The sequence below is a fragment of the Xylanibacter rarus genome (genome assembly GCF_001275135.1).
GTDB classification, from domain to species: domain Bacteria; phylum Bacteroidota; class Bacteroidia; order Bacteroidales; family Bacteroidaceae; genus Prevotella; species Prevotella rara.
Map to the genome: position 1 here is coordinate 1 of NZ_LFQU01000010.1, position 13,448 is coordinate 13,448.

General features: G+C 48.6%; 10 protein-coding genes. 9 read left to right on the forward strand and 1 reads right to left on the reverse strand.

The genetic code is table 11. The features are described 5' to 3' along the window. On the reverse strand, positions 1–405 hold a 405-nt coding region (locus tag ACU52_RS06450; RefSeq protein WP_053398188.1), incomplete at its 3' end, for a DUF4251 domain-containing protein. 687 nt (positions 406–1,092) lie between these two features. Here ACU52_RS06450 and ACU52_RS06460 point away from each other — a divergent pair. The 9 genes from ACU52_RS06460 to ACU52_RS06500 all read left to right on the forward strand — a co-directional run bounded on the left by ACU52_RS06460 (position 1,093) and on the right by ACU52_RS06500 (position 13,440). Next, on the forward strand, positions 1,093–2,460 hold the full coding sequence (locus ACU52_RS06460; RefSeq protein WP_239684886.1) for a hypothetical protein: 1,368 nt from the start codon (positions 1,093–1,095) through the stop codon (positions 2,458–2,460). Positions 2,461–2,480: 20 nt separating this feature from the next. Continuing rightward, entirely contained in the window at positions 2,481–2,867 is a 387-nt protein-coding gene (locus ACU52_RS06465; protein ID WP_193391574.1) for a hypothetical protein, read from the forward strand. A 7-nt stretch (positions 2,868–2,874) separates the two neighbouring features. After that, on the forward strand, positions 2,875–4,485 hold the full coding sequence (locus tag ACU52_RS06470; RefSeq protein WP_053398191.1) for a hypothetical protein: 1,611 nt from the start codon (positions 2,875–2,877) through the stop codon (positions 4,483–4,485). 99 nt (positions 4,486–4,584) lie between these two features. Further along, positions 4,585–7,980: a hypothetical protein gene (locus ACU52_RS06475; protein ID WP_053398192.1), complete on the forward strand. Its 3,396-nt coding sequence runs from the start codon at positions 4,585–4,587 to the stop codon at positions 7,978–7,980. A gap of 8 nt (positions 7,981–7,988) precedes the next feature. Further along, a complete protein-coding gene (locus tag ACU52_RS06480; RefSeq protein ID WP_053398193.1) occupies positions 7,989–10,610 on the forward strand; it encodes a hypothetical protein in 2,622 nt (873 codons plus the stop codon). A gap of 139 nt (positions 10,611–10,749) precedes the next feature. Beyond that, on the forward strand, positions 10,750–11,328 hold the full coding sequence (locus ACU52_RS06485; protein WP_053398194.1) for a hypothetical protein: 579 nt from the start codon (positions 10,750–10,752) through the stop codon (positions 11,326–11,328). 31 nt (positions 11,329–11,359) lie between these two features. Next, positions 11,360–11,935 carry a hypothetical protein gene (locus tag ACU52_RS06490; protein ID WP_053398195.1) on the forward strand — a complete coding sequence of 192 codons (576 nt, stop codon included), beginning with the start codon at positions 11,360–11,362 and terminating at the stop codon, positions 11,933–11,935. A 1-nt stretch (position 11,936) separates the two neighbouring features. Continuing rightward, positions 11,937–12,623 carry a hypothetical protein gene (locus ACU52_RS06495; RefSeq protein ID WP_053398196.1) on the forward strand — a complete coding sequence of 229 codons (687 nt, stop codon included), beginning with the start codon at positions 11,937–11,939 and terminating at the stop codon, positions 12,621–12,623. Positions 12,624–12,867: 244 nt separating this feature from the next. Continuing rightward, positions 12,868–13,440, forward strand: a complete 573-nt coding sequence (locus ACU52_RS06500; protein WP_239684887.1) for a hypothetical protein — start codon at positions 12,868–12,870, stop codon at positions 13,438–13,440. The last annotated feature ends 8 nt before the right edge of the window (positions 13,441–13,448 follow it).

Here is a 13,448-nt window from a genome sequence, read left to right on the forward strand (position 1 = left end):
AAAAATATCAATGTGGAATTTATATGTATCCTCATCGTTCTTCACGCTGAACTCCACGTGCTTTCTGTCGCGTTTAGGCTGCGTTATCTTGAAGTCCTCTGTCACGCCGCTGAAGTTGAGCCCCTTTCCGCCTCCGTAAGGCACGTTGTAAGCTCTGCCGAAGTAGGGCAGATACGACACCACGCTGTCGCCTTTAATCCTCAGGTCGAAGTCTGCCGTCAGCTGTACCGACATGCTCCTCGTAGGGTGAGCTGTCTGCACGTTTATCTTGAAGTCGCGGTTGCACACCGCCCTGCTTATCATCTTGGCCTTCTCCTGTTTCTTCCTGTCATTCTGTTGCCTGTCCGTCGTGGCGCATGCCACAAGAATTATTGCCGCGGTTATTATAAATAAAATCCTTTTCATATGTCACATCAAAAATAAATTTCTTTCATTCCGTTTCCTGTCGTTCGCCTCCTCACATCGTTTCCCGGCTATTAGCCGATGTTGCAAAATTAGCCAATTTCTCATTAAGCCGCCATTCCTCTAAATCTTTTTAAGATAAATTGATTCAAGTTGTTCAAACAGTTGTTTAGCGTGGTTAAAATGTGTCATGAAAACTTTTGAATAAAACAATAATAATTATTATTAAAGATTATTTGTTCTTTACAAAAAAATATTTAACTTTACCCCCGTTTTAGCACACGCCGATAACTTCATATGTGGAGTAATTAGGGTGGGTTGAGACACGACATGTAAAAAAGGCGTTTGCAAACGTCTTGTCTTTGACGTCTAAGAATCTCGCAAATTCAAACGATATTGTCAGAGCGCAAGGCAACGTGAACGCCCCGGGATGTGAATTCATTTCGCACTCATTTGTATGCTTCGCAGAGAGTAAGCTGGATTATATTTGCATGACAAATGTAGTGTGTATATTCATATCGGCGTGGGCTATAACGTTGTCCGTTCTTCAATATCGGGCAATGCGAGAGCCTTTAGACGTGGGACGGACGGCAGAAGTACCCACGCTTTTTTTGTGCCGTAAAAAATTTAATACCAAAAACTATCCGTTTGAGGGTGCTGGCGGTGACTTATTTTATTGCGGCTATGAAAATGAAACCAAAATTAAAACTGCAGAATCTTTTGTTGGCTGTTTCGGGCTGTGTGGCCTTTATTTCATGTGTTAGTGGTAATACATATAATACATATGTACCAGAATCAACAGAAGAATATTTTAAAGATATTGAAGATTTTGATGAAACGTATTTTAGACATGGTGGTGAGGATATAGATGACGAACTTGTACTTTATGTGGATTATTCTACGTGTAATGTGCTCGGACAGAACTCGCCGTTCTATCAAGCTTTGGTACCATCGTGGGTTGATGCGGCAGACGAATACTATTCAATAAAGGGTGCTCAGATAACTAAAGAAGAAGGCAATGTTTTTAGCCTGTTGAAGTCAATAACCAACTATGACTACGCTGATCTGAAGACAGCTGCCGAAAAGATGGCCGAGAGCCGCAACGAGTCGGTACTTCTTACCGACGGTGAGTATTTCCAGAAGTCAATAGCCCTCGGCAACGTCAACAACCCTTACCTTAAAGACGCCTTTACCAAATGGCTGAAGAAAGGGCACGATATTTACATCTTTTCAGAGCCGTATCAAGAACCTTATAAAGGAGCAATATATAATAAGAAGCGCTTTTACATAATATTCACAGACTCGAGGCTTGAAGGCAACATCTATGATAAAATAACCCAGACAGTGAAGCTTGAGGCCTATCCGCAGGTGGAGATGTTCCACCTTTCGGCAAGTCACCCGGCATTGGCAGCAGAAAGCACGCATACTACGCCCAACGAAATGCTTAGCGCACAGGTGAAAGGCTTCGGCACGTTCGAGGCTCAGGAGTGGCAGGTTGACTGGGAAGATGCCATTGAGCCTTACATCGTCAATGCCGTGTCAAACAGCACAGGGCAACCGTTGCCTGACGGGGCGGCATTCACCGGCAAGCTGAAAATCGACCGCAACAGCTTCGGCGGCTACCGTATTACCGATGTGACGGTGCGTTCGTATGACATAAGCCAAGAATTCACAAATTTCTGCAACGCAAAGAACGCAGGGCAGAAGGTTGGCGGAAAGATAACACCGACTGAATACAAGAACTTTGTTAAGATAGACGAAAGCGAATTTAAGAAGCACGGTGTGATAGACCTGCATTTCGACACGCAGAACTTTGACCCGTCGATACTCACAGGCGCCCCATGCACTTATTTCAAGCTTGACATTTGCATATCAAGCACCGAAAACATCTTTAAACAGTATGAGGCGATGTTTACGTTCGACAGCATCGACCAGCCTGGACAAAAAAACGTCTCGTTGGCCGAGAGCATAAAGCAATGCCTTGCCGAGCCGTCAATCAAGGATATGATGGCCACCAGTCCCATTTACACAATTTACGTTAAAGCAAACAAACGATAATCAACTAAAAAACAATAATCATGATACCTGTAACTAATTTACAACAAGTAGAACAACTGATGGACAGCACGATGATTTACGCTGTCATAGTGTCAATAGTGGCCATCGCCTTGGCCTTCCTCGTAGCCAACCTTTTCCCGTGGGAAGGCGGCAACGACCGTTCATACATAAAACGCCGCATAGCATACATCATTATAGGCGTGGTGGCCGTGCTCGGCTTCTGGCTGTATAACGACCTCGTAGTGACCGACACCATACGCAACGTCGGCTTCCAGAGTATGTTCAAGGCCTGCAACACCAAGTGTCTTTTCATAAACCTCGGCATTTACGTCGTGGTAGGCGTGGCGTTGATGTTTGTGTTCCGCCGTACAAAGTTCGGCTCTATATTGGGCAAGGTAAAAAAATGACAAGCGTATGGCACGACAATATTTTGTTTTAGGAATAGGCGGCACAGGGATGAGGTGCATAGAGGCGCTCATCCACTTGTGTGCGATGGGGATGTTCGACGACACTGAAATACACCTCCTTGCGCTCGACACCGACAAGAACAACGGCAACTTCTCACGCCTCAAGGAACTGAAAGACGCTTACCTCGAGGCCAAAGGCCGTGACAAGGCAGCACGCACGGCGCTGAAAGACACGTTCTTCTCAGCCAATATAAAGTATTATGAGTTCAGTCCCGATTACGAGAACAAAAGCAGCTTTAAGGCTGTGTTCGACTATGACACGACCCAATACAACAATCGCGAGGAAGCCGATTTGGCCGACTTGGTGCTGACAAAACAGGTTGAGGACTTTAACCTGCGTCACGGCTACCGCGCCCAGACCCATCTCGGCTCGATGATGATGTACCACTCAATCATTGAGGCGGCGCAGTCACAGGCCGGTAACGACATGAAAAACTTTCTCAGTGAACTGACGAAGGCCTCGCAAAACGGCAACCCGCGCGTGTTCATCCTCGGTTCGGTGTTCGGCGGCACGGGGGCGTCGTCAATCCCAATCATACCGCAAGCCATAGCCAAGGCCGCCGAGATAATGAGCAACGGTGCGGCCAATGTGCTGCAAAGCGTGTATTTCGGCTCAACGCTGCTAACGGCTTACTTCAGTTTCAACACACCAAATTCCACCGAACTGGAAAACCAGAAAGTGATAGCCACGAGCGACAAGTTCGCCCTCAACTCACAGGTGGCCATGATGTTTTACGACGACGACACAACCGTGAAACAGACCTACCAGAGGTTTTACATGATAGGCACCGACAATATGGCATGGAACCCGATGGCGCGTAAAGAAGGCAACGCGCAACAGACTATCACCGGAGGCTCGGAACAGAAGAACGACTCACACTATATAGAACTTCTTGCCGCCTCGGCCGCCCTTGACTTCTATAACGCTGACGAAAGCAAGCTCGCAGAGAACAAGCGGCTGACCAACACCGAATATCTCTACCGCGCCGTTGCCGACGACGGCCGCCTCGACTTTGCCGACTTTGTAGGCACTGAAAGGGAAAAGGAATTCTGCCAGAAGTTCGGTATGCTGATAGTCTTCGCACTGTATTGCAACGGTGAAGACGATTTCGTGGAGAGTGTACGTTCAGGCAACCAGAAAGAAATACAAGAGTTTAAGGACATTGACGTCAACCAGGTGGAAGCCCTGAAAAACTATTTCCGCCTGTTCTTCGTAAGGAAGACAGGTGGTGGCAGCCTCGAGGAAGGCTGGCTGAAGCAGGTGTACCGCTCGGCTGGCAGTGACGACAAGTTCCTGTTCAACACCTCACTGTTCAACCCAACATCTTACAAGGAACTGATGAAGATGGATTGGAACGACTCTTTATACCGTAACGAAGGCACGGGCAAGGATAACAAGTTCAAGACCGGTCTGTTCGGCTCGAAGTTCAACTCGTTCAAGAAGGAATTCATCAGCGAGAGAGACAGCAACAAGTCGTGGCAAAACATCACAAACAAAGGCGAACAGCTTTATAAGTTGGTGTTTGACACGCTGGCAAAATTATATAAGTTTAAATAAAAAGAAAGGAAGGAGCAAGAGGGGTAAGAGTAATTGTATGTGTAAAAAAACATTTGTTCAACCTTCTTTAACTTCTTTAATTTCCAAAAAGAAAGAGCCATGTCAAAAGCATTATTGATAAAAAGTTACACAGACATAACCACGGGTGGTAAAGGCGTATGGAACGACCTTAACATGGCTGTGTCATACATACAAGGCATAGAGACGGGGAAAATCCTTGAAGGCCTGACGGCAGAGAAGTTGGGCACCTTGATTTCAGGAGTGCCTACGCCATGGGCGAGGGCCAAGCTGTTCAAATTCGCCATGCAGACCTTGGCTGCGCCCGACCCTAACATCAACCAAGCCGGATTATGGCAGTTTTATGGCCTGTTGTACAACGAGTGGAAAGGACTCTTGGCCGTAATAGCCCTCTTCCCCGATCGCGTGCGCTTCTCCAATCCGTTGAAGATGAACGTCAAGGGAGACGATTACGACATCGCCTCGGCATTCGGGCGTATGCTCTTTGACGAAAAAGACCTGTGGAACGACCAGGACGACCCCGACCCTGACCGCCAGCCATACATCCATCTTATATATTACCGCGACCACCTCGTAGGCGGCACCTCGCCGTTCACCGGCGTTTTCACCGGCGTTGATTACACAAATATAGGCCAGGACGCCAGCGACATATCATGGTACAGAGAAGGCAAGTTCGATGACCCAACGAAATTCCTCACTCCAGACCAGTTGCAAAAGGTTTATCTCTTCGTGAAGAACATGAACTGCAACATCGACGCCTTTGAGAAAAAAATAAACTCACAGCGTGGTAACAAGAGACCGGTCAGTATCGGCGGTTTCAAGAAAATGAGCCGCGACTGGGAGAACATACTGATGCAGCGCGGCGGAGGCAGGTTGAGGGACAAAGGTCCGATAGCCAAGTATCCAAACTTGGCCAATCCCTTCTCGCTGTTGTTTAAGAGCGACGTGCCCGTTTATATGAAGCCTGACTTCACTTTCACTTATTCTAACGACGGCGATTACCAGAAAATAGGCGACATACAAAGCCTCTTGAGCGACGACAAATATGTGATTGGTTGGACAGAGGAAGCCAACGAACGCCCGAAGCTCGCCGACGGGTCGGTGTTTCTGCTCAGGGTGAAAGACATACAAAACGGTGACACAAATTATTTCTCGCTGCCGTTGTCAGAGCGCGGCGTTGAAATATTTAAGAACAGTTTATCAAGCCTTCTCGGATACATCGATGGAGGCAACACAAAACTTACCGCCCAGCTTACTGACTCGGGACAGCTGGCCGTGACTCTCGTAGTGGAAATAGACGGACAGTCAGTGACACTGAACACGCGCGAGTATGAAATCGACTGGATGACAGACCTTGGTCACGTAATAATGTGGCCTGACTTCGTGTCAAATAAATGGAACAAGTATTACCTCTATTCCGAGTTCACTTCAGAAGCTAAGGAACGGTTTACCCCGATATTCAAGACAGCCGGCAAAGACGGGGATTTTGTCCACACTATCGACGGCGATTTCTTTACTGGGGATTATGAGCTTAAGCCTGACGAGGAAAAGAAGGTGAAAGTGACAAGACTCCTGACATATCCGCCTGGACAAGGTGACGAGCTGCCGAAGTATAACATAATATCGGCCGATGTGCCGATGGCCGGGCTGTCGGCTACGGTGAAAGATACGGGCAAGGATGTGCATGCAGGCTTCTTGATGTTCCGTCCGCAGGTGGTGAAAGACCTTTCAGATAAAGACCTTCGCGGTAAAGCTGTTGTTGGCATAGATTTCGGCAGCAACAACACTTGCGTGTATTTCAAAGATGGGGACAGGAATGCCGAACCTGTGGCTTTCGAGAACAACCGCATGGTGCTCGTTGGCAAGGAAAACACCAATCCTCGTTCAGTGGCCGAAATCAATGAACTGTTGTTCTTCAGTAACTATCCTTCAGCCAACGGCCAGTTGAAGTCATGGCTGCATGAGCATGACCCGAGGTATTATGATGCAGGTCAGGAAGGCGACGAAATAGTAGGAGGGGTGCCGGTGAACAGGCCTAACGTGCGTGTATGCGACATGGATGATTATGAGATAACCACTCAGGCCGGCAAGTTGCATTACAACATGAAATGGCTTGACGACGACCGTGGCCGAAGGCGGAAAAGGGCTTTCATCAAGTCAGTGTGGCTTAATGTCTGCGCATACCTTTATAAGAAAAACATCTGTCCTGTACGCATTGTATGGAGCTATCCCGGTTCGATGATGGAAGCCGACATATCCGAGATGACGAAAATATTTGAAGAAGCTTGGAAGATAACACCTATAGTTGGAACAAGTAAATTCATGCCCGATGACTATGAAATTCCAACTGAGGCGGAGGCTGTGTGCAGCTTTGCGTTGTCACAAGACTTCGGCCTGACGCGCAACAAAATGTTCCTCGGCATCGACGTTGGAGGCAGCACAAGTGACATACTGCTTCTTGCCAACGATGTGAACAACGGCAACAAGCCGACGCTATACAGGGAAAGCTCTGTCCGCCTGGCGGCCGGGGTGTTCTTCAACGCCGTGATAAAGTCGAGACAGTTCCGCGAGGCTCTCTATAACTTCCATGAGAGCAAGAAGACCGACGTGTACGTCGCCAATATCAAGGAGATGCTCGATGAACCTAAAAAAGCCCCGTATTACCTGAACAGCATTTTCGACCAGCTCAAGAGTACGGACGACTATGAGGAGTTTTACACTTCGATAGACCAAGATGCCAAGTTCGTATTCACCATCCCGGCATACGTCACAGGCTTGCTTCTCTTTTATTCTGGAATGCTCATAGGAAACACCGTTAAGGCCGAAAACTTGGACATCGACAGTGTTGACATATTGTCGTTCGGCAAGGGCGGGCGCCTGTTCCATTGGTTGCGCAACTCAGCCGGCGGACGTGCTGCTTCGGAATATTATGCAGAATGTTTGAACGCCGGTGTAGGTCTTGTCATCGACAAGGAAATGAAAGTTAAATACCGTAGCGAAATCGAGGTAGACAACAAGGCCGAGGTGGCCAAGGGTTTGGTGGAAGAGTCCAAAGTTGAGAAAAAAGGTGCACATACAGACTCTGACATCTGTGGTGAAGAGAATGTGAGATATATTGACTCTGAAGGTACGCCGAAGGAGATACGCACCGAAACGGAGTTGACCGGTGATTATTTTGCCAACGACATGAGCAACTTCGACTTTTCTGGCGTGCCGAATTTCGAGAAGTTCATGAACATCTTCATCGACTTTGTAAGCCGCAGGACGCATCTATATCCGCAGGCCGACAAAGACCTTCGCGACGACATAGCCGACTTGCCGGCTAGCATTGCCGCTTACATAAAGAAATACGACACGGAGTACATGAAAGTGCGCAAGAACCAGGACAACGGCTTCAAGTACCACCAGCCGCTAATAATAGCAGAGGGCATCTGTTTCCTCAACAAAACATTGATACAAAAAGCATTCAACCAATAATGTGACGGATGAAGGTTCTGACACTATATGTAGATAAATGGTACATCACCGGGGCCGTGTGCTCCGATGGTGTGCCACGCATCGTGAAACCTCGCAGCCGGGACGACCGTTTTTGGCTGTACTTTTATGAAGACACGGTTAATGACAAAGTAATATACGGCAAGAACAACAAGCCTCATTTTCATAACCGTGAGAATCATTATTACGGAGATGTCTTTTCCCTTATAGTGTACGATGAAAACACGTTCACTATATATAACATGAAAAAGACTATGGCTGACATCTTCAAGTTTTCGGGCATAATCGGCGAATTGAGAGATGCCGTCGGAGCTGGTGACAATCAGACAGTCGATGTGTACCTCTCGTTCTCGAAAGATGTGTCGTATGCGGCAAGGCGAGTGTTCATAAATAAAGTGCTCGAACAAGAGAATTTCACAGTGAAAGAGTCGGCCGCCCACATAGAGCACTTAGCGTTGGAATATGCCGTGAGGCATAAACGGCTGGGTGACGAGGGTTGTTACATCACTTTGAACGCTTGCAACGAGAACCTTGTCCACTCAATCTATGAGTACAAGGAAGGGCTGTTCAACAGACGGAGCGAAAAGAGCCTTGATGGCTTCGGCACCGACCTCCGCGGCAGGGCCATCCTTGAAAGTGTGGTGCACAGCATCAACAGGAGCGAACATTTCCTCCAAAGCATGGAGGATTTTGAGCGGGAGTACATCCGTCTGGCACAATACGTTGACGACTGGGTTGTGCGTCTTAACAACGCAAAGCCAGGGCGGCCTGTGAAAATACCCGATGTCAGCCTGTCGGCCAACATAGACAAAAAATACAGTCCTGTAATACTGAAAAAAGACATCGACGCCCGGACTTCTGTAAGCGTGGATAACATTATCAGGGAAATTGCCAACTCTGTTAAGGAAAACGACATTTCGGGAGAAGACATAAAAGGCATAGTGTTCATAGGCGACACATTTACAAATACCCAGTTCACCGAAGCGCTGAAAAGGAGATACATCTTGCCTGAGAGTGGCTATGTGTTCTATAACACGGAGGATTTGCCCAATATCGTTTCGGTATATACCGTGATGGACTGCACCCAATTCTCTGTTGCTGCTAAAGATATGAGCGCCAAAGGCGATGCCGAGCTCAAGAGTACGCAAATGGCCAAGGAAGAAGCCCGCCGTAAGGAAGAGGCCGAGCGCCAGGCTAAAGAGCGTGAAGAGAAAGTACTGGCCGAACGTGAAAGGAAAATGCGCTATGAGAACGCGATGAACGAGGCTGACGACGCTTATAAGAAAGAAGATTACGTCGCTATGCGAGACTGGGCCGACGAAGCCCTGAAAAACAATCCGGGCGATGCGGACGCGACAGAGAAAAAGGAAGAAGCCCTGAGGCTGATTGCCGAGCAGGAAATGCGCCAGAAACAATATGCCGACGCAATAAAAAAAGCACAGGCAAGCCTGAAAGAAGGCCGGTGGCAAGACGCACTCTCGCAAAGCGAACAGGCTCTTGCTTGCATGAAAGATTCGGCAGAAGCTAAACGCATACAGACGGAGGCCAAGAAACAAATAACCTTGACTGGAAAGATAGATACAGGACTGTCGCGCGCTGACCTTCTGATGTCGCAGCGGCAGTATGCCAAGGCTCTCGAAGAACTGAAGGCCGTCGCAGTTTTGGACAAAGACAACGCCTTGGTAAAGGAGAAAACAGCCGAGGTCCAACGCCTGCTTGATGAAAGCCTGGCAACGGTAAAGACGTTGCGTGCGGCTTACGACAAGACCAAGGCCGCCGGCAACATGGAAGAGGCTATAAACGCCTGCCGTATGCTTGCCGACGCCGACACCGGCAACCAGCAGCAATGGCTGGCCGAGGTCGAAAGCCTAAAGGCGGAGAAAGAAAAAGCCGAGGCTGCGGAGCGGCTGTGGAAGGAACTGTCTGACAAGGCTTGGGACGCCAACTTCAACGAACAGTGGGCCGACACTGTGAAATACGCCACGGCAGCATTGAAAATAAAGGAAGATGGAAAGTTGAAAACCTGTTTGGACAAAGCTAAGGAGAAACTTAGAAAACAAGAGGCCGAGCAAGCATATACGGGCGAAATAAACAAGGTTAAAGGCTTCATTGTAGACAAGAGGTTTGACGAGGCTAAACATCTTCTGTCGTCGTTGGAAAAGCAATATCCTGAACGCAAAGCAGAACTAAAAGAACTGTTCAGGCAGATATTCAAGGCGGAAAGTTCTGAAAGTTTCTTCGATACGCAGGAAACGCCGGAAGATGACGCTGTGAAAAAGCCCGTAGTGGTAAAAGGTTTCACCAAGGACGGTGCTCAGAAGACGAAAAAGCCTTTGGACGACGACTTTTTCGGCAATACGCAAAAAGTTGAAAAGAAGACCGGCAACCCCACAAGGAAAAAGCCTGTGGGGAAACCGACTGAAACCGCGAAAGTAACAGCTGCTCCCGACTTCTTCAGCGAGCCGCTGAAGTCTGGGAATAAAGGCAGCGGGACTGTGCAGAAGAAGCCCGCGAGCACAGTGAAAAAAGCCGGACGCACGGGCGACGACTTCTTCGACAGCGACACATGGAGCGGCAAGCCCGGCGGCAAGAGCGGCGGCTTCGATTTCTGACTGTGGCCTGAAGCCTTGCAAAAAGATACCTGACGGTCTGCGGAAGGGCTCATGAACCACGACGGAAGGACACAAAGCGCAGGCAAAGCCTTAAAGGCTTAAGGATGAGGGCATTATTAACCAATAAAAAGATACGATTATGGCTGAAGTGAAATTAAAAAAGAAAATTTGCCTTAAGCGCAAGGAAAAACCGGCGGAGTTTGTCTTTACAAAATACCTTAAGATAAAGTTGCTTTGGAAGACTAAGACAGACCTCGACCTGTGTATTTTCTTCACGACGAAAGACGGACAGGCTGGCGGTGTGTTCTCGTCGATGTTCCGCCAGAAGAAGAGCGACATGGGTTCGCTCGAAGAGTTCCCTTACATGGAGCATACGGGCGACAAGGCAGAGCCGTCTGAGGGAGGCGAAAGCGTGGAGCAAATCAACATCGCCAAGCTCGACGACATTGACACGGCCAACGTGGTGGTGCTCAACTACGGCAAGGCCATCGACGGCGAGGAGGTGAACTTCGCCCAAGACTCCGGCCGCGTGGAGATACAAAGCAGCGAGGGCGATTATTTCGAGGTGGCCATCGACGCCGACCAGCCTGGCCACGTCTACCATGTATGCTCAATAAAGAACCGCGACGGCAAGAACGGCGTGGTGAACGAGGGTGTTGTGATGGACCTCGGAACGGCTTTCGAGCGCATACCTGGCTTTTCGCTTATTTGTGAATAACTTATTTATTAACTTTAAAAAAATTTGCTTTATGGTTGAATTAAAAAAGAAAATCACTCTTCGTAAGAAGAATGAGTCAGTGGCTTTCACATTCTCGGGAAAGCTGAAGGTGAAACTCTTGTGGACATCAGACACAGACCTTGACCTGTGTCTCTTTTTCAAGAAAAAGGACGGAAACATAGGCGGGGTGTTCTCAAATGAATACCGAAATAAAAAGAGCGACCTTGGCGCGCTTGACAAATTCCCATATATGCTGCATCTTGGCGACGCAAAAGAACCGACGCCGGGCGGCGAAGAAAGTGAGCAAATCAACATCGCCAAGTTCGACGACATTGACACTGCTTACATCTGCATTGTAAATTACGGTGCGGCAATAGAAGGCGATGACGTGACATACGCCGACGAAGGCGGACGTGTTGAAATCCAAAGCGACTCAGGCGATTACCTTGAGGTGCCTGCTGACTCGAAAGACGAAGGCCATGTTTATTGCGTATGCTCAATCAACAACAATAACGGCGAATTTGCATTGAAAAACGAAAGCCGTGTGATGAGTTTGGATGAAGCATACAAGCAGATACCTGGTTTTTCTCTTATAGTAGACGAATAGTATGGTAGAACTGAAAAAGAAAGTAACGTTGAAAGCCAAAACTCCAGGCATCGCCAATTCTGAAAGCCCTGCCGGCGAGAAGGTTACGCTGAAGAAAAAGACGCCCGGCACAGAGCCGGTTAGCCCGGCGGAGTCTACGCCCGGCGGTACGAAACCTGCTGGTGGCGGTAACCAAGGCGGCACGGACTTGACATCAGGCGGCAGCCAAGGAGGTGGCGCCGGCAAGTGGATTGCCATTATCGTGGTAATCCTTATAGTGGCCGGGCTGGCGTATTATTTCACGCATAAAGGCGACGGTGAAAGCACTCCGGCAAAGCCCGGAACGACGCTTGTGGCCGACAGCACACAAAACGCACAAGCTGACTCGACGACTGAAGCGGCCGACAGCACGCAAAGCGATGAAGCAACCGCAGGGGACGCCTCGGAAGAGAACGTTGAGGCTCCGGCTCCTGACGGTGCAGCCGATGCGGCAGGTCAGCCCGCCAAGTCAGGTACGGCGAATGCCGGGCCGGCCGGAGTTGATGCCGCCCAGGCATCAACGGTGGGCGGAGACGTGGAAGAGCTGGCACGTGAAGTAATCCGCGGAAAGTACGGTAACGGTGAGGTGCGCAAGCAGCAACTCGGCGACCGCTATGCCGAAATCCAGGCCCGTGTCAACGAGATTTACCGTAAAGGACTTGTAAAATGACTTTAAATATGGACAGGTTGCACTGCACCACGTTATGCGGGCGGCAGCCTGTCCATATTAAATAAAAATAAAGGATGATGGCAATATCAATCATTGTTGGCTTATGCGTATGGCTTGTCTTGCCAATCATGTTCGGCGGCCGTTTCAGAAAAAAGAAGAACAAGAAAGCATTTGCCATGTTTTGTAAGATTGTCGGGATAGTTATCATTGCATTCGGTATAATTAATCACATTGTTTTCTGAGTATGGAAAAGCTTTATCTGCTTATTTGCATGGCGGCGGTGTTGTTGTCGTGCTCGGGCAAGCCTGCCGGCGTATCCCGTGAACGCCAGGAATACACAGGGCAGCAAGAAGCGTTGTTGCAGCAGGGATGGACAGCCGGGCCTGTTGAGAATGGCGATTTGTCAGAGAAATACGGGTATGAGCCCAAGTTCGGCCTGCAAGACAATTATTTCGACATAACTATGGGTGAAGGCAGCAGTGTGGCCGTTAAGATAATGGATGTGGAGACCGACCGTTGCATAAGGTTTGTTTTCGTCAATGAGAACTCCACGGCCACAGTGTCACAAATACCACAAGGAAAATATTACCTGAAACTTGCTTACGGCAGAGACTGGATGCAGCATGACACCGACTCTGTGACCGTAGGCAAGTTCACTACGCACGTTTTTTATGAAAAGAGCCGCAACGTGTTTGATTTCGGCCGGAAGAACTCGTTGCGGGAAGTGAATTACGAATTGAAAATCAACGTCAGGAACGCCTCGGCCGAAAACAACTTCTCGACAGAGCCGATAAGCGAAAGTGAATTTAACTCATAAATTAAAAA